General features: G+C 68.9%; 17 protein-coding genes. 11 read left to right on the forward strand and 6 right to left on the reverse strand.

The features are described 5' to 3' along the window. The 4 genes from fliH to GD429_RS24715 all read left to right on the forward strand — a co-directional run. Nucleotides 1–614: flagellar assembly protein FliH (fliH, locus tag GD429_RS24700; protein WP_152860768.1), on the forward strand; the 614-nt coding region annotated here is incomplete at its 5' end. Further along, complete coding sequence (gene fliI / locus GD429_RS24705) at nt 608–2,155, forward strand: flagellar protein export ATPase FliI (protein WP_321574846.1); 1,548 nt, start codon at nt 608–610, stop codon at nt 2,153–2,155. The genes fliH and fliI, both read left to right, overlap by 7 nt. Before the next feature lie 5 nt (nt 2,156–2,160). Then, nucleotides 2,161–2,619, forward strand: coding sequence for a flagellar export protein FliJ (gene fliJ, locus GD429_RS24710; RefSeq protein WP_152860770.1), 459 nt, complete (start codon nt 2,161–2,163; stop codon nt 2,617–2,619). Nucleotides 2,620–2,650: 31 nt separating this feature from the next. Continuing rightward, entirely contained in the window at nt 2,651–4,027 is a 1,377-nt protein-coding gene (locus tag GD429_RS24715; RefSeq protein WP_152860772.1) for a flagellar hook-length control protein FliK, read from the forward strand. Nucleotides 4,028–4,183: 156 nt separating this feature from the next. Here GD429_RS24715 and GD429_RS24720 read toward each other — a convergent pair whose 3' ends face one another. Next, the gene (locus tag GD429_RS24720) at nt 4,184–5,824 is read right to left on the reverse strand and encodes a GMC family oxidoreductase (RefSeq protein ID WP_152860774.1); all 1,641 of its coding nucleotides are present in this window, start codon (nt 5,822–5,824) and stop codon (nt 4,184–4,186) included. Between the two features lie 333 nt (nt 5,825–6,157). Here GD429_RS24720 and GD429_RS40605 point away from each other — a divergent pair, with 333 nt between their 5' ends. Both GD429_RS40605 and GD429_RS24735 read left to right on the forward strand, forming a co-directional pair. After that, on the forward strand, nt 6,158–6,514 hold the full coding sequence (locus GD429_RS40605; RefSeq protein WP_193727185.1) for a hypothetical protein: 357 nt from the start codon (nt 6,158–6,160) through the stop codon (nt 6,512–6,514). Between the two features lie 39 nt (nt 6,515–6,553). Next, nucleotides 6,554–7,996, forward strand: coding sequence for a coniferyl aldehyde dehydrogenase (locus tag GD429_RS24735; RefSeq protein ID WP_152860776.1), 1,443 nt, complete (start codon nt 6,554–6,556; stop codon nt 7,994–7,996). Between the two features lie 73 nt (nt 7,997–8,069). Here GD429_RS24735 and GD429_RS24740 read toward each other — a convergent pair whose 3' ends face one another. Then, the gene (locus tag GD429_RS24740; protein ID WP_152860778.1) at nt 8,070–9,092 is read right to left on the reverse strand and encodes a serine/threonine protein kinase; all 1,023 of its coding nucleotides are present in this window, start codon (nt 9,090–9,092) and stop codon (nt 8,070–8,072) included. A 56-nt stretch (nt 9,093–9,148) separates the two neighbouring features. After that, nucleotides 9,149–9,361, reverse strand: coding sequence for a hypothetical protein (locus GD429_RS24745; protein WP_011353523.1), 213 nt, complete (start codon nt 9,359–9,361; stop codon nt 9,149–9,151). A gap of 330 nt (nt 9,362–9,691) precedes the next feature. Here GD429_RS24745 and GD429_RS24755 point away from each other — a divergent pair, with 330 nt between their 5' ends. The 3 genes from GD429_RS24755 to GD429_RS24765 all read left to right on the forward strand — a co-directional run bounded on the left by GD429_RS24755 (nt 9,692) and on the right by GD429_RS24765 (nt 11,598). Next, nucleotides 9,692–10,054 carry a hypothetical protein gene (locus GD429_RS24755; protein ID WP_152860782.1) on the forward strand — a complete coding sequence of 121 codons (363 nt, stop codon included), beginning with the start codon at nt 9,692–9,694 and terminating at the stop codon, nt 10,052–10,054. Nucleotides 10,055–10,174: 120 nt separating this feature from the next. Further along, entirely contained in the window at nt 10,175–11,056 is an 882-nt protein-coding gene (locus GD429_RS24760; protein WP_152860784.1) for a DMT family transporter, read from the forward strand. A 356-nt stretch (nt 11,057–11,412) separates the two neighbouring features. Further along, nucleotides 11,413–11,598 (forward strand): hypothetical protein, encoded by a 186-nt coding sequence (locus tag GD429_RS24765; protein ID WP_014895742.1) that lies wholly within the window; start codon nt 11,413–11,415, stop codon nt 11,596–11,598. Nucleotides 11,599–11,707: 109 nt separating this feature from the next. On the opposite strand, the gene mgrA is transcribed toward GD429_RS24765, so the two are convergent. Beyond that, a complete protein-coding gene (gene mgrA, locus GD429_RS24770; protein WP_152860786.1) occupies nt 11,708–12,751 on the reverse strand; it encodes an L-glyceraldehyde 3-phosphate reductase in 1,044 nt (347 codons plus the stop codon). A 185-nt stretch (nt 12,752–12,936) separates the two neighbouring features. Between mgrA and GD429_RS24775 the strand changes: the two genes are divergently transcribed. Next, nucleotides 12,937–13,143 carry a DUF3185 family protein gene (locus GD429_RS24775; protein WP_152860788.1) on the forward strand — a complete coding sequence of 69 codons (207 nt, stop codon included), beginning with the start codon at nt 12,937–12,939 and terminating at the stop codon, nt 13,141–13,143. A gap of 144 nt (nt 13,144–13,287) precedes the next feature. Here the strand turns inward: GD429_RS24775 and GD429_RS24780 are convergent, their stop codons facing one another. Beyond that, complete coding sequence (locus GD429_RS24780) at nt 13,288–14,061, reverse strand: phytanoyl-CoA dioxygenase family protein (RefSeq protein ID WP_152860790.1); 774 nt, start codon at nt 14,059–14,061, stop codon at nt 13,288–13,290. 353 nt (nt 14,062–14,414) lie between these two features. Between GD429_RS24780 and GD429_RS24785 the strand changes: the two genes are divergently transcribed. Next, entirely contained in the window at nt 14,415–14,756 is a 342-nt protein-coding gene (locus GD429_RS24785) for a hypothetical protein (RefSeq protein ID WP_072437584.1), read from the forward strand. Nucleotides 14,757–14,867: 111 nt separating this feature from the next. Here GD429_RS24785 and metK read toward each other — a convergent pair whose 3' ends face one another. Next, on the reverse strand, nt 14,868–16,055 hold the full coding sequence (metK, locus tag GD429_RS24790) for a methionine adenosyltransferase (protein WP_006482984.1): 1,188 nt from the start codon (nt 16,053–16,055) through the stop codon (nt 14,868–14,870). Nucleotides 16,056–16,140: the final 85 nt, after the last annotated feature.

Raw genomic sequence — 16,140 nt, forward strand, 5'->3', positions numbered from 1 at the left:
ACCCGCCGCCGCCCCCGCCGCCGCCCGACGACGCGGCAGCGGCCGCCGCCGCGCTCGCCGAGGAACTGCAGCGCGTGCGCGACGCCGCGCACGCCGAAGGCCATGCGGCCGGCCACGTCGAAGGCCAGGCACTCGGCTACCAGGCCGGTTTCGAGCAGGGCCGCGAACAGGGTTTCGAGGCCGGCCAGGCCGATGCGCGCGAACAGGCCGCGCAGCTCGCGGCACTCGCCGCGTCGTTCCGCGAGGCCGTGTCGAGCGCCGAGCACGACCTCGCATCCGACATCGCGCAGCTCGCGCTCGATATCGCGCAGCAGGTCGTGCGCCAGCACGTGAAGCACGACCCGGCGGCGCTCGTCGCCGCCGTGCGCGACGTGCTCGCGACCGAACCCGCGCTGTCCGGCGCGCCGCATCTCACGGTGAACCCGGCCGACCTGCCCGTCGTCGAAGCCTATCTGCAGGACGATCTCGATACGCTCGGCTGGAACGTGCGCACCGATGCGTCGATCGAGCGCGGCGGCTGCCGCGCGCACGCCGCGACCGGCGAGGTCGACGCGACGCTGCCCACGCGCTGGCAGCGCGTCGCCGCCGCGATCGGCAAGGTGAGCACGTGGTGACGCGGTCGCCCGAATCGCTCGCGCATGACGGCATGACGCCGCTCGAGCGCGAACTCGCGCTCGCGTCGTTCGGCCCCGCCGGCGCGCACGACACCGCACCCGACACGAAACCGCACACCGGCGTGGCCGCCGCACACGAAACGGCGCCGCGCGCGCCGCACAATCCGCATCTCGCGCACTGGCGCACGCACCTGAACGGGCTCGCCGCGCGCAGCCATCGCGCGCTGCCGCTGCGGCCGTGCGGGCGCCTCACGCGCGCGGCGGGCCTCGTGCTCGAGGCGATCGGGCTGCGCCTGTCGGTCGGCGCCGAATGCACGATCGAATTGCCGCCCGGCAGCACGCTGCCGCACGCGGAAGCGGAAGTCGTCGGCTTTGCCGGCGACCGCCTGTTCCTGATGCCGACCACCGACGTCGCCGGCGTGCTGCCCGGCGCGCGCGTGTGGCCGCTCGAAAGCGCGCCCGTCGCCGATCCGCTCGCGGGCGCGAAGCGGCTGCCGGTCGGCTGGGAGATGCTCGGGCGCGTCGTCGACGCGTCGGGCCGCCCGCTCGACGGCCTCGGCCCGCTCGCGTCGAAGGTCGATGCGCCGCTGTCGGCGCCGTCGATCAACCCGCTCGAACGCGAACCGATCCACCACGTGCTCGACGTCGGCGTGCGCGCGATCAACGCGCTGCTCACCGTCGGCCGCGGGCAGCGGATGGGGCTGTTCGCGGGCTCCGGCGTCGGCAAGTCGGTGCTGCTCGGCACAATGGCGCGCTACACGAGCGCGGAAGTGATCGTGATCGGGCTGATCGGCGAGCGCGGCCGCGAAGTGAAGGAATTCATCGAACAGATCCTCGGCGAGGACGGGCTCGCGCGCTCGGTCGTCGTCGCAGCACCGGCCGACGTGTCGCCGCTGCTGCGGATGCAGGGCGCGGCCTACGCGACGTCGCTCGCCGAGTATTTCCGCGACCAGGGCAAGCACGTGCTGCTGCTGATGGATTCGCTGACGCGCTACGCGATGGCGCAGCGCGAGATCGCGCTGGCGATCGGCGAGCCGCCCGCGACGAAGGGCTATCCGCCGTCGGTGTTCGCGAAGCTGCCCGCGCTCGTCGAGCGCACCGGCAACGGGCCGGAGGGCGGCGGCTCGATCACCGCGTTCTACACGGTGCTGACCGAAGGCGACGACCAGCAGGACCCGATCGCCGATTCGGCGCGCGCGATCCTCGACGGCCACATCGTGCTGTCGCGTGCGCTCGCCGAGGCCGGCCACTATCCGGCGATCGACATCGAGGCGTCGATCAGCCGCGCGATGACCGCGCTGATCGACGAAACGCATCTCGACCACGTGCGGCAGTTCAAGCAGATGCTGTCGCGCTACCAGCGCAATCGCGACCTGATCGCGGTCGGCGCGTACGCACCCGGCCGCGACGCGCAGCTCGACCGCGCGATCGCGCTTTATCCGCGCATCGAGACGTTCCTGCAGCAGGGCTTTCGCGAATGCGCGCCGTTCGCATCGAGCCTCGCCGGGCTCGATGCGCTGTTCGACGCTTACGGAGGCTGATCACGATGGCTCACGGCTTTCCCCTTCAACTGCTGCTCGACCGCGCGCAGGAAGATCTCGACTCGGCCGCGAAGCAGCTCGGCACCGCGCAGCGCGACCGCACGTCGGCCGCCGAGCAGCTCGACGCGCTGCTGCGCTATCGCGACGAATATCACGCGCGTTTCTCGCAATCCGCGCAGCACGGGATGCCGGCCGGCAACTGGCGCAATTTCCAGGCATTCATCGACACGCTCGACGCGGCGATCGCGCAGCAGCGCAACGTGCTGACCGCGGCCGAAGTCCGCATCGACGAGGCACGCCCGAACTGGCAACAGAAGAAACGCACCGTCGGCTCGTATGAAATCCTGCAGGCGCGCGGCGTCGCGCAGGAAGCGCGGCTCGACGCCCGGCGCGAACAGCGCGACGCCGACGAACACGCCGCGAAAATCCTGCGCATGCGGGCCGACGCGGCCCGCTCGTCGTAACCGACCACCGCATTCGAACGAGAGAACCGCCATGCTTCCCCTGCCCCTGCTCGGCGCGCTGATCGACACCGCCGGCGCCGCACTCAAGGCCGCCCGCGGCTCGGGTTCGTCCGGCACCGCCGCCGGCAACGACACCGCGACCACCACGGCCGCCGTGCCGTTCGCTCAGACGCTGAAGCAAAGCGTCGTCACACGGCGCGACGCGGCGCCTTCCGGCACGCCGGATGCTTCGACGACGCAGGCTTCGTCGAAGCCGGCCGCCGGCGCGAAGCCGTCCGGCACCGACGATGGCCCGTCGACCGACGACACGAAGGCCACCACCAACCCCGACGCCGGCGCACTCGCGGCCGCCGCGGCCGTGCAGGCGCAACTGCAGGCGCGCACGGACAACACGACGCCGGCCGATGCCGCCGCCGCTGCCACCGCCACCGTCACCACCGCCGCTGCCGCGCAACAGACGGCCGTGTCCGGCCAGCCCGACGCGACGGCCGCTCTGGCGGACCACGCGGCCAAGGATGCGGCCGCCCAGCCGGCCACGCCGGCGTCGAGCCGCGACGCGCTGCAGGCGGCGCTCGCCAAGCTGACCGGCGGGTCCGGCGCGATCGCGACGCCCGCGAGCGGCACGACGGCTTCGACATCGACATCGGAACCGGCATCTTCTGCATCGACCGCCGCCACCGCACCGCTGACGCCGAAGGTGCCGACGTTCGATCGCACGCTCGCCGACGCGAAAGGTGCGCTCGCCACGCAGCAGACGCCGACGCAGGCCACCGCGCAGGCGCTGCAGGCCGACGCGAGCGTGCAGTCCGGCGCGCAGCATGCGCTCGCGGCAGCCAGCGAAGCAACGGACCCTGCCGCCAGCGCAACGCTCGCGGCCGGCGCATCGGCTGCGGCCGCGGCGCAGGCGAACCTGCAGTTGTCGCCCGCCGCGAGCGCGATCGCCGCCGCCAACCCGCACGTGCTCGCGCCGCACGTCGGCACCGCCGACTGGACGGACGCGTTGAGCCAGAAGGTCGTATTCCTGTCGAACGCGCACCAGCAGACCGCCGAGCTGACGCTCAACCCGCCCGATCTCGGGCCGCTGCAGGTGGTGCTGCGCGTCGCGGACAACCACGCGCACGCGCTGTTCGTGTCGCAGCACGCGCAGGTGCGCGACGCGGTCGAAGCCGCGCTGCCGAAGCTGCGTGAAGCGATGGAAGCCGGCGGGCTCGGGCTCGGCAGCGCGAGTGTCAGCGACGGCGGCTTCGCGTCGCAGCAGCAGAACCCGCAACAGACCTTCGCTCACGGCCAGTCGCCGCGCCGCGGGCACGGCGGATCGTCAGCCGTCGATGCACCGGCCGACGTTGCGCAATCCGCACCGGCCGCCGCGAGCGTGAGCCGCGCCGGCCTCGTCGATACGTTTGCATAGGGCCTGTTCCCGCTAATAACGGGCTTGCGAGCGTGCGTTGCCGGTCGTCCCCCAAGGGGACTTCCTTCGGGCGCATGCAAGAGGTGAGGAGCACCGTTTGGCCGTGCCGAACGCGCCGACGGAAGTCCCCTTGCCGCCGCGCGGCCCGGTGCACGCTCAGCGGCCGTGCACCGCCGCGGCCGCCTCGCCGCGCGGCACGCCGCCCTTGCGCGCCGCGACGATGAAATCCGCCGCGCGTTCGCCGATCATCACCGACGGCGCATTCGTGTTCCCGCCGACCAGCGTCGGCATCACCGACGCATCCACCACGCGCAGCCCTTCGACGCCGCGCACGCGCAGTTGCGGATCGACGACCGCGCGCGCATCGGAGCCCATCCGGCACGTGCCGACCGGATGATAGATCGTGTCGGCATGCGCGACGATCGTCGCGCGCAGCTCGGCTTCGCTCTGGTCCGCCCGCGTGTACAGCTCGCGCCCGCCCTGCGACGCGAGCGGCGCCTGCGACAGGATGCGGCGCATCGCCTGCGCGCCGCGCAGGAGCAGGTCGAGATCGCGCGGATCGCTGAAGAAACGCGGATCGATCAGCGGCGCGTCGCGCGCATCGCCGCTCGCGAGCGCCACCGTGCCGCGGCTGAACGGCCGCAGCGCGCATACGTGCAGCGAATAGCCGAAGCCCCAGTGCATCTTGCGGTTGTGGTCGTCGACGAGCGCCGTGCAGAAATGCAGTTGCAGGTCGGGACGCTCGAGCGACGGATCGCTCTTGATGAAGCCGCCGGCCTCCGCGACGTTGCTCGTCATCATCCCCGTGCGGCTCGAGAAATAGCGCGCGAGCGCCGGCGTCATCTTCGCGATCCCGCGCAGGCACACGCCGACCAGTTCAGACGAATTCACGCGCGTGTTGATGATGAAGTCGATGTGGTCGATCAGGTTCGCGCCGACGTCCGGCGCATCCTGCACGACCGCGATCCCGTGCCGGCGCAATTGCTCGGCCGGACCGATCCCCGAACACATCAGCAGTTGCGGCGAATTGAACGCGCCGGCGGACAGGATCACTTCCGCACGCGCGCCGAGCGTCTCGACGCGGCCGTTGCGCGACACCGCGACGCCGACCGCGCGCTTGCCGTCGAAGCCGACGCGCAGCACCGTCGCGTCGGTGATCACGTGCAGGTTCGGCCGGTTGCGGCCATAGATGTAAGCACGCGCGACGCTGCAGCGCGAGCCGTCGCGATGCGTGACCTGATAGAAGCCGACGCCTTCCTGCGTCGCGCCGTTGAAGTCGTCGTTCAGCGGATAGCCGGCCGCGTGCGCGGCCTGGATGAATCGTTCGGAGAACGGATTGCGAAAGCGCAGATCCGACACCGACAGCGGGCCGTCCGCACCGTGCCACGCATCGGCGCCGCGCTCGTTGCCTTCCGCGCGACGGAAATACGGCAGCACGTCCTGCCAGCCCCAGCCCGTTGCGCCGAGCTGCGCCCACTCGTCGTAGTCGCCCGGGTGGCCGCGCGTATAGATCATCGCGTTGATCGCGCTCGAACCGCCCATCCCGCGCCCGCGCGGCTGGTAGCCGCGCCGCCCGCCGAGGCCCGGCTGCGGCACCGTCTCGTAGCCGTAGTTCGTGCCGAGCTTGAACGGCACCAGCGCCGCGATGCCGACCGGCATGTTGACGAGCAGGTTGCGCTCCGTATGCGAGCCGGCTTCGATCAGCGCGATCGTCGCATCGGGGCAGGCATCGGCGAGACGGCCGGCCAGGCTCGAACCGCCCGAACCGCCGCCGACGATGATGTAGTCGTATTGCATGTCACGTCTCCGTCGTGTCATGGAAGGCGCCCGGCACCGCCGCGCGACCGCGTCCCCTCTTGTAATGTTCGGGCATTGTAGGAATGGCCGTCGTGCGCGCGGCGTGCGGATTCAAGAGCGATTCCTCTAAACGCCCGCGTGAACTAAATTTAAGATGTATCGATTCACTTCGCGCGATGCGCCGGCCACGAGAAGCCGATCCGTCGCGAAACGGGAGAGACGAAGATGCAGCGCCAGATTCTGCAGGCCGTGTGCCGACCGGGTTGCCCGGATGCGACGCGCGCGGCCCGCATTTCATTTCAAACGACTGCCCGCGCGGAGACCTGCGGCGACATGCGCGCGGCCGATCGAAATCGAACGGCACGTGTCGTCGCCGACCGTTTGGACGGCCGTCTGACTCAGCGGCACGATGCGCGGCAACCCACATTGGAGTGCGCGTCTCGCTGTCCCGCTTCGTTGCACCGGCAGGCGCTCGCGCTGCAGCGTCGCATGTCCGCCAACAGTCGTATCGCGCGGCACGCGCACACGCCGCGGCGCAGTTTTCGGATGCGGATACCGTCGCGCGGATGCGACGCCCGCCGCGCGCTGCAACCGATTTTCGAGCATGCGTCGCGTCAGGCCCCGCGCCGCGCGACGCGCACCACCCCGATCCGCGTCGCCGCGCTCGCCGAGCGCTCGCGTGCGGCGTGACGGCTGGCCGACAAGCCAGGCCCAACTGGAGGAGACAACATGAAAAACGACCTGCCCGAACTGGCCCCGCAAGCACTGTCGTCGGCCGATGCGCTGACGTCGCTGCTGCGCGACCAGCGCGCGGCCTACCTGCGCGCACCGTACCCGGCATGGGAAACGCGTGTGCAGCACCTGCGCGCGCTGCGCACGATGCTGATCGACAACGCGGACGCGCTCGCCGAAGCGATCAGCGCCGATTTCGGCCATCGCGCGAAGCAGGAAGTGCTGCTGTCGGAAATCTGGATGGCGAAGGAAGAGATCGACGACGCGCTCAAGCACGGCAAGCGCTGGATGAAGCCGATCCGCAAGCCGATGAACAAGTGGCTGCGCCCGGCGCGCGCGAAGGTGATTCCTCAGCCGCTCGGCGTGGTCGGCATCGTCGTGCCGTGGAACTACCCGGTGCTGCTCGCGGCCGGCCCGCTGATCTGCGCGCTCGCGGCCGGCAACCGCGCGATCGTCAAGATGTCCGAACTGACGCCGCGCACGTCGGCGCTGTTCGAGCAGTTGATCGCGAAGACCTTCACGCGCGACCACGTCGCGGTCGTGAACGGCGATGCGGAGGTCGGCGCCGCGTTCAGCGGGCTGCCGTTCGATCACCTGCTGTTCACCGGCTCGACGCAGGTCGGCCGTCACGTGATGCGCGCGGCCGCGGACAACCTCACGCCCGTCACGCTCGAACTCGGCGGCAAGTCGCCGGCGATCGTCGGACCGAATGCACGCTTCGATGCGGCCGTCGACGCGATCGTCGCGGGCAAGACGCTGAACGCCGGCCAGACCTGCATCGCGCCCGACTACGTGTTGCTGCCGCGCGGCATGGAAGCCGCGTTCATCGAGCGCGCGCGGGCGCGGTTCGCGAAGATGTATCCCGACCTGTCGGCCAACGGCGACTACACGACGATCGTGTCGCCGCGCCATTACGCCCGGCTGCAGCAACTCGCGAGCGACGCGCAGGCCGCCGGCGCGCAACTGCACCCGCTCTCCGACGCGCAGTCCGATCCCGCGTCGCGCCGCTTCGTGCCGTGCGCGATCACGCAGGTGCCGCCCGCGTCGCAACTGATGCAGGAGGAAATCTTCGGGCCGCTGCTGCCGCTCGTGCCGTACGAGCGGCTCGACGAGGCGATCGCATACGTGAATGCGCGCCCGCGCCCGCTCGCGCTCTACCTGTTCGACGAGGACGGCGGCACGATCGACCGCGTGATGCGCGAAACGATTTCGGGTGGCGTGTCGATCAACGAAACGCTGATGCACATCGCGTGCGGCAGCCTGCCGTTCGGCGGCGTCGGTGCGAGCGGCATGGGTGCGTACCACGGCTACGACGGCTTCGTGACGTTCTCGAAGATGAAGCCCGTGCTCACGCAGCCGCGCCTGAACGCGCGCAACCTGCTCGCGCCGCCGTACGGCAAGCGCTTCGCCGCGCTGATCAAGCTGATGCTGAAGTTCTGAGCCGGCCGGGCCGCGCGCATCGCGCCGCGGCCCCGCGCAAGCCTGCCGCGCGGCGCCGGTGCCGCGCGCGCCGTCACACGGGCCAGAGCGGCCCTTCCTGCATCGCGCCGATCTGCTCGCGCAGTTCGAGAACGCGCGCCTCCCAGTAACGATGCGTGTTGAACCACGGAAATGCGGCCGGGAACGCGGGATCGTCCCAGCGCCGTGCGAGCCATGCCGCGTAGTGGATCAGCCGCAGCGTGCGCAGCGCTTCGACGAGATGCAGCTCGCGCGGCTCGAATTCGCAGAAATCCTCGTAGCCGGCCAGCAGGTCCGCCAGCGCGCGCGACGCGCCTTCGCGATCGCCCGGCAGCAGCAGCCACAGATCCTGGATCGCGGGCGCCATGCGGCTGTCGTCGAAATCGACGAAATGCGGGCCGCCATCGGTCCACAGCACATTGCTCGGATGACAATCGCCGTGCGTGCGCAGCAGGCGGATCTCGCCCGCACGTTCGAACGCGGCCTCGACACCTTCGAGCGCGAGCGTGACCGCAGTCTCGTACGCGGGTCGTACGTCATCCGGAATGAAATCGTGCGTGAGCAGGTAGTCGCGCGGCTCGTAGCCGAAGGTATCGATGCCGAGCACGGGACGCGCGACATACGGCTGCGTCGCGCCGACCGCATGAATCCGGCCGATGAAGCGGCCGAGCCATTCGAGCGTGTCGCTGCGATCGAGATCGGGCGCGCGGCCGCCGCGCCGCTCGAAGATCGAGAAGCGAAAGCCGTCGAACGCGTGCAGCGTGCGGCCGTCGAATGTGCGCGCAGGCACCGCGGGAATCTCGCGCTCGGCGAGTTCGGCGACGAACGCGTGCTCCTCGAGGATCGCATCGTCCGACCAGCGCGCCGGGCGGTAGAACTTCGCGACGACCGGCGGGCCGTCTTCGATGCCGACCTGGTAGACGCGGTTTTCGTAGCTGTTGAGGGCAAGCAGGCGCCCGTCGGTGCGCAGGCCGGCCGGCATCAGCACGCTGTCGAGCGCGTCGAGCACGCACTCGGGCGTGAGGCCGGCGAACGGCGGGCCGGCGGGAGAAGCGGGAGCGGAAGTGGCGTCTGTCATGCCCCGCATTGTGCCGCCAGCCGGGCCGAAAGACGAGCGTCCGGTGCAGTGTGCGCTTAGTGGAGCGCCGCGCCGGCCGGCAGCACGGATTCGCCGGTGTCGATCAGATCCTCGAGAAAGAACGGCTCGGTGTTGAGTTCTTTCGACTCACCCGGCACGCCCGCGTACCAGGTCACCATGGCCATGTCGCCCAGGACGCGCTGGACGATGCCGCGCGCGCCCTTCGGCACCGCGATATGGGTAGTGCAGACAATCGACCCGACATGCATGATGGTTCCCCACTCTTGAATCTTGAAACCCGGCCCGCTGGCGAGCCGGCAAATGCGCGATCCGCGCCGCTCTCGGCGGAGCGTTGCGCGTAATCCCATTGTTCACGGTTTATCGAAGCGCGAAAAGAAGAAGAAGCAGGCGAAGTGCCGCGAATTCGTCAACTGTCTCCAATCAACCACTGCGCCGCGCGTGCGCTTGCACGGGCGGACACCCCCATCATACCCTGTCGAATGTGACTGCCCGCCGAATCCGCCCGGCGCCGCGGCGCACCCGCGATCGACGCAACGCGCGCATCGTTTGCCGCGTGCCGGGCCGCCAGGAGATTTCGCGTGACCGAGCCTGCCGGAATCACGCCGCTGGTCTCGCACGCCGCCGCCTCCTTCCCCTGTCTCGAACCCGGCTCGCGCAGCCGCCGCGCACAAGCGTCGCCCGGCATCGCCGCAACGCGTCTTTCGTCATGCGCCGCCACCGACAGTTGTTGCGCCGGATGCCGGCCTTGCAGTACCTTTGCGTTCAATCGCGTTCAACCGCATTCCGACACGATGCATTCGCTCACGTCCGCCCTCGCAAAATCCCGGCCGCAGTTCGACGCGCGGCCGCAGGCGTGCGCGCATCCGTCGGTCCTCCCGCCTCCTGTCGCACCGCCGCTCGTCGGCGCCGCGCCGCCCCCTCCGGCGGCACGCGCCGGCTGACCGGCCGGCTTCCGTTTCGTTTTCCATTCGCCCGTCGGCTTCCGTTCGTGCGTCGTGACGCACGGCGCCTTGCCGCGCGCGCGGATGGAACGTTCCGATCCGTTCGACAGGTGGACTCACATGGTTTCGTTCAAACGCGCGCTTGCCGCGCATGGAGCGACGTCGCTCTTCGTGCTGCTGTGGAGCAGCGGCGCGATCTTCGCTGAACTCGGCCTGCGTCACGCATCCGCGTTCGTCTTTCTCACCGCGCGTTTCGCGCTCGCGTCGCTCGTGCTGCTCGCGCTGGCCTTCGTGCGCAAACGCTGGCTGCCGCCGCGCGGCGAGCGGCGCATGGCCGCGCTGACCGGCTTGCTGATGATGGGCGGCTATTCGATCTTCTATCTGCTCGCGCTCGAGCGCGGGATCGCGCCGGGCGTGCTCGCGACGATCCTCGGCGTGCAGCCGATCCTCACGCTCGCGATCGTCGAGCGGCGCTGGCAGCCTGCACGCGTCGCGGGGCTCGCGCTGTCGCTGGCCGGCCTGGCGCTCGTCGTCTGTCGCGGCGTGGGCGACGCCGGCCTGCCGGTCACGGGCATCGCGTGCGCGCTCACGGCACTCGTCGCGCTGACCGCCGGCTCGCTGCTGCAAAAGCGCGTACGCGCGGCGCCCGCCGACGTGCTGCCGCTGCAGAACGCGATCGGCCTCGCACTATGCGTGGCGATCGTGCCGTTCCGGCCGATTTCGTTGGACATGAGCTGGGCGTTCGTCGTGCCGCTCCTGTGGCTCGGCATCGTGATTTCGGTGATCGCGCAACTGCTGTTCTACCGGTTGATGCAGCGCGGCGATCTCGTCAACGTGACGAGCCTGTTCTATCTCGTGCCCGTCGTCACCACGCTGATGGATGCCGTGTGGCTCGGCAACCGGCCCGAGCCGCTCGCGCTCGCCGGCATGGGTGCGATCGTCGCGGGGCTCGCGCTCGTGTTCCGTGCGCCGGCCGCCCGCACGCAACCCGACCGCGCATGAGCGGGCGGGCCGCCGCACCCGCGGGCGCGGCGGCCCGCATCGGACACGTAAGACAATTCCGCGAAAACCGAAAGGGACAGGAAAGATGCGTGCAAGGCGTTCGTCGAACTTGCGGGAAAAATGCGCGACTCGCCAGGCTTTCCGCTGATTTTTAATGGTTCGGATAGCGAAAAACGCGACCGGTTGCCTATACTCGAATTGACCGCCCTGCTCGCAATCGGGTCGGACCAAGACTAGAAATACCCGGCATGGGACTGGAGTCAGCACTGAAGCGCCAACTCCGGCCGACGTCCCGCAAGGGGATGGGGCCTGAGTAAGCGCTAAAGCGCTAACTCAGGCCAACACTGGAGACACGCATGACGACTTATTTCACGATCGGCGACTTCATCCTGTTGATTCCGATGGCGCTGGCCGGAGCGCTATTTCTCGGCGCGGTGCCGTGCGCAACCGAATTCCGCCACAACCTGCTGCGCGTGCTGGGCGTCATCCTCGGCGTCGGCGTCGCGGTATTGCTCGTCGAAGGCCTGCCTGCACTGCTCTAGCCGCACACCGCGTGTCTGACGCGCATCGCTGCGCCGCAGCGATGCGCCCTGCTACCTGAAAGCCCGCGATACCGGCACGCGATGCTTCGCATGCCGTATCGACCGCCGGTCAGATGGCCTGATCGGTGGACGGTTTTTCCCACAGATTGATGCCGCCTTCCGTCGCGTAACGATCGATCTCCGCGAGTTCCTCCGCCGAGAATTCGAGGTTCTTCAGCGCGCCGACGTTTTCACGCACCTGCTCCGCACGGCTCGCGCCGATCAGCGCGGACGTCACGCGGCCATTGCGTAGCACCCACGCAAGCGCCATCTGCGCGAGGCTTTGCTCGCGCCGTTCGGCGATCGCGTTGAGCTTGCGCACATGCTCGAGGTTGTCCGCGCTCAGGTGATCCTGCTTCAGCGATCCGCCGCCCGGCTTGTTCACGCGCGCGTCGGCCGGCACGCCGTTCAGGTACTTCGACGTGAGCAGCCCCTGCGCGAGCGGCGTGAACGCGATGCTGCCCGCGCCGACGTCGTCGAGCGTGCCGAGCAGGTCGCTCTCGATCCAGCGGTTCAGCATGTTGTACGAAGGCTGGTGGATCAGCAGCGGCACCTTGTACTGCGCGAGCAATTCGGCCATCTCGCGCGTCTTCGCCGCCGAATACGACGAAATGCCGATGTAGAGCGCCTTGCCCTGCTGCACGGCCGACGCGAGCGCGCCCGCCGTTTCCTCGAGCGGCGTATGCGCGTCGAAGCGATGCGAATAGAAGATGTCGACATAGTCGAGCCCCATCCGCTGCAGGCTCTGGTCGAGGCTCGCGAGCACGTACTTGCGCGATCCGCCGCCGCTGCCGTACGGCCCCGGCCACATGTCCCAGCCGGCCTTCGTCGAGATCAGCAACTCGTCGCGATACGGCCGGAAATCCTCCTTCAGCAGCCGGCCGAAGTTGGTTTCCGCGCTGCCGTACGGCGGCCCGTAGTTGTTCGCGAGATCGAAGTGGTTGATGCCGAGGTCGAACGCGGTGCGCAGGATCTCGCGCTGCGTCGAGATCGGCGTCGAGTCGCCGAAGTTGTGCCACAGGCCGAGCGACAGCGCGGGCAGTTTGAGTCCGGATTTGCCGCAGGTGCGGTATTGCATGTCCGCATAACGTTCGGAAGCTGCTTCGTAGGCCATGAGTATTTCCCGTCAGGACGTCGGAGGGAGGGGCGCGCACCGGCCGCGCCCAGCGCGCGACGGCGGCGAAGAAAACGCACGACGGCTATGGTAACGAAGGCGGCCGATGCGCGCACGGCGATGGACGCGAACGCGATCGTCGCCTACACTGCGGCGTCTCGAATCACCGTTTCAGCGAGGTTGGTATGTCCCGGGTCATCTCGGTCGCGCTGCTCGTCGGCGGCGTCGTGCTGCTGTATTTCGGCGGCCAGTCGTTCCATTCGATCAACGACAACGTGTCGCGCTTCTTCACCGGCTCGCCCGCCACGAAGACGATCCTGCTGATCGTGGGCGGCGCCGTCGCATCGTTCGCCGGCCTGATCGGCCTCGCGATGCCGGGCGGCAAGCGCTGATCGCGCAGCCGCGCGAACGGCCCGCGTCACCCGGAACGGGCCGCGCAAAACGAAACGGGCGGCTAGGCCGCCCGTTGCTTCATTCGCCCGCGATGCGCCGCATCGCGTGATCGTCGCGGCCTTGCCGCGCCGACCGATCCGCACCTAGAACTGCACTTCCGGCTTCGCCGCCGAGCGCGTGCCGGGCATCGGCCGGTTGCTCGCGCCGTGGTACGTGTACACGAGCGAGAACTTCACCTGGTCGGAACGGTTCTGCCCGGCCGAATGCAGCGTGTTGCTGTGGAAGAACACGACGTCGCCCGCCTGGAGCGTCGGACACGTGGCCGCGTCGATCATCTTCCGGTTCTCAGGCAGGTCACTGCGGAAGAACTTCGCTTCGTCGAACGCTTCAGGCCCGAATTCGGCCGCATGCGAACCCGGCACGAGCCACAGCGCGCCGTTCTCGTTCGTTTCCGGCCCAAGTGCGAGCCATACCGACACCATGTCCGAACGCTCGAACGCCCAGTAGCGGAAGTCGCGATGCCAGCCCGTCAGGCTGCCGTACGCGGGATGCTTCGTCATCATGCAGTTGTGATGCGCGCGCGACAGCACGGGCTCTTCGCCGAAGTACTCGCGCATCCACACGCCGATTTCGGGTGCGACCGCGCGCTCGGCGAACGCCGGATCGCGCGAATACGCATCGAGCAGCCGCCGCACCGTGTGCCCGCCCGGCGCATGCTTCGACTCGGGCGCGCCCGGGTAGCGCAGGTCCGCCTCGAACTCGATCGGTTCGGCGGCCTCCTGCAACTGGCGCTCCGCAATCCGCTTGAGCGCCGCGCATTGCTGCTCGCCGACGAGGCCACGCGCGACGACGAACCCGCGTTCGCGCAATTCCGCGACTTGAGCGCGGATCGATTCCGACTGCAATGGAGACGACATGGGATGCCAGACGTTTATTGTGTGAATGTGACGATTGTAAATCGGCGCCGGATGCCGCGAACAGCGCCATTGTCGTACGCAGGAGCATGCCAATCGCCGATTTGATCTGGCTCAAGGGAACTGTGCGGCGCGGCGTTGGCCTCACCGACAGGCGGTATGCGGCACACGCCTTGCGGCACAAGGGTTTATCGCGACTTTTGCCGGTCATGAATCCCCTGTAGCCTGACGCGGCCTGTCAATTCTGGCGGGCGCGGCGCGCAGCGGCTTTCAGTAAGATCCGTTGCGCAATCCGAGGCCGTTCATACCAGTGCGCTCTTCAAGGGCGCCATCCATACAAGCGAAGCATCGTTCACATGCCATTCCGTCTGACTTCCCGTCTCAACCGCGCTGCGAAGCGCGTCGCGCCGTCCGCTCCCGCCCGCCCGCTGCGCCATCACCGCGCACGCACGCAGGCGCTGGCCGAGCGCGCGCCCGCGCACGGCCGGCTCGACGGCATCCGCGCGTGGTTCCACGCGTTTTTCTCGATGATGAGCGCGCAGACGTTCGCACGCCGTGCCGGCCTGCGCTCGCTGCTGCAGAAGCCTTCGTCGCTGCGTGCGCTCGCGCTGCGCCGCGCGCTCGGCCCGCAGCGCCGCGTCAACCGCCCGCGCCGCCTCGCGGCCAGCAACGGCTGGTTCGGGTTCGGCGCGCGCTGAAGCCGCGCCGGCGGGCACTGCCCGCCATGATCGCCGCCGTTGCGCCGGCGATCGGAATCCATAAAAAAACCCCGGCAATGCCGGGGTTTTTCGTTTCGGAGCGAACGACGCTTACGCGACGCGTGCCGTCGGCTCCACGCCGGCCGCTTCGGCCAGTGCGAGCGCCTTGTCGGTCGCTTCCCACGAGAATTCCGGCTCTTCGCGGCCGAAGTGGCCGTAGGCAGCGGTCTTCTCGTAGATCGGGCGCAGCAGGTCGAGCATCTTGATGATGCCCTTCGGACGCAGGTCGAAGTGCTCGCGCACGAGCTTCGTGATCACCGCATCCGACACGCGGCCCGTGCCGAACGTGTTGACCATCACCGAGGTCGGCTCGGCAACGCCGATCGCGTACGACACCTGGATCAGCGCGCGCGACGCGAGGCCGGCGGCGACGATGTTCTTCGCGACGTAGCGGCCTGCATACGCAGCCGAACGGTCGACCTTCGACGGATCCTTGCCCGAGAATGCGCCGCCGCCGTGCGGTGCGGCACCGCCGTACGTATCGACGATGATCTTGCGGCCCGTCAGGCCGCAGTCGCCCTGCGGGCCGCCGATCACGAACCGGCCGGTCGGGTTCACGAGGAACTTGATGTCGCCCTTGATCAGGTCGGCCGGCAGCGTCGGCTTGATGATTTCCTCGATCACGGCTTCGCGCAGCGCGGGCAGCTCGATGTCCGGCGCGTGCTGCGTCGACAGCACGACGGTGTCGATCGAATCGGGCTTGCCGTCGACGTAGCGGACCGTCACCTGCGACTTCGCGTCCGGGCGCAGCCATTGCAGGCGGCCGTCGCGGCGCAGGCTGGCCTGGCGCTCGACGAGACGGTGCGACAGGTAGATCGGCAGCGGCATCAGTTCCGGCGTTTCGTCGCACGCGTAGCCGAACATCAGGCCCTGGTCGCCCGCGCCTTGGTCGAGGTTGTCGTCGTGGGCACGATCGACGCCCTGGGCGATGTCCGGCGACTGCTTGTCGTACGCGACGAGCACCGCGCAACCCTTGTAGTCGATGCCGTAGTCGGTGTTGTCGTAGCCGATGCGCTTGATCGTGTCGCGCGCGATCTGGATGTAATCGATGTTGGCCGTCGTGGTGATTTCACCGGCCAGGACGACGAGACCCGTGTTGCACAGCGTTTCCGCCGCAACGCGCGAATATTTGTCCTGCTCGAGGATGGCGTCGAGAATCGCGTCCGAGATCTGGTCCGCGACTTTGTCCGGATGGCCTTCGGAGACGGATTCGGACGTGAAGAGATAATCGTTTGCCACTTTTTCAGGCTCCTGTGTGGTTACGGTTGGTTTCACGTAGCCAGCTTCGTTGGGCCTGAAGCGGCGACGCTTTAGCGGATTACCA

Source organism: Burkholderia sp. BE17, assembly GCF_009362305.1.
Classification (GTDB): Bacteria; Pseudomonadota; Gammaproteobacteria; order Burkholderiales; family Burkholderiaceae; genus Burkholderia; species Burkholderia pyrrocinia_C.

What these genes read in the sequence shown, in the direction of transcription:
- fliJ (WP_152860770.1), top strand. Translation starts at nt 2,161, where the DNA reads ATGGCTCACGGCTTTCCCCTTCAACTGCTGCTCGACCGCGCGCAGGAA.
- GD429_RS24715 (WP_152860772.1), top strand. Translation starts at nt 2,651, where the DNA reads ATGCTTCCCCTGCCCCTGCTCGGCGCGCTGATCGACACCGCCGGCGCC.
- GD429_RS24720 (WP_152860774.1), bottom strand. Translation starts at nt 5,824, where the DNA reads ATGCAATACGACTACATCATCGTCGGCGGCGGTTCGGGCGGTTCGAGC.
- GD429_RS40605 (WP_193727185.1), top strand. Translation starts at nt 6,158, where the DNA reads ATGCGCGCGGCCGATCGAAATCGAACGGCACGTGTCGTCGCCGACCGT.
- GD429_RS24735 (WP_152860776.1), top strand. Translation starts at nt 6,554, where the DNA reads ATGAAAAACGACCTGCCCGAACTGGCCCCGCAAGCACTGTCGTCGGCC.
- GD429_RS24740 (WP_152860778.1), bottom strand. Translation starts at nt 9,092, where the DNA reads ATGACAGACGCCACTTCCGCTCCCGCTTCTCCCGCCGGCCCGCCGTTC.
- GD429_RS24745 (WP_011353523.1), bottom strand. Translation starts at nt 9,361, where the DNA reads ATGCATGTCGGGTCGATTGTCTGCACTACCCATATCGCGGTGCCGAAG.
- GD429_RS24760 (WP_152860784.1), top strand. Translation starts at nt 10,175, where the DNA reads ATGGTTTCGTTCAAACGCGCGCTTGCCGCGCATGGAGCGACGTCGCTC.
- GD429_RS24765 (WP_014895742.1), top strand. Translation starts at nt 11,413, where the DNA reads ATGACGACTTATTTCACGATCGGCGACTTCATCCTGTTGATTCCGATG.
- mgrA (WP_152860786.1), bottom strand. Translation starts at nt 12,751, where the DNA reads ATGGCCTACGAAGCAGCTTCCGAACGTTATGCGGACATGCAATACCGC.
- GD429_RS24775 (WP_152860788.1), top strand. Translation starts at nt 12,937, where the DNA reads ATGTCCCGGGTCATCTCGGTCGCGCTGCTCGTCGGCGGCGTCGTGCTG.
- GD429_RS24780 (WP_152860790.1), bottom strand. Translation starts at nt 14,061, where the DNA reads ATGTCGTCTCCATTGCAGTCGGAATCGATCCGCGCTCAAGTCGCGGAA.
- GD429_RS24785 (WP_072437584.1), top strand. Translation starts at nt 14,415, where the DNA reads ATGCCATTCCGTCTGACTTCCCGTCTCAACCGCGCTGCGAAGCGCGTC.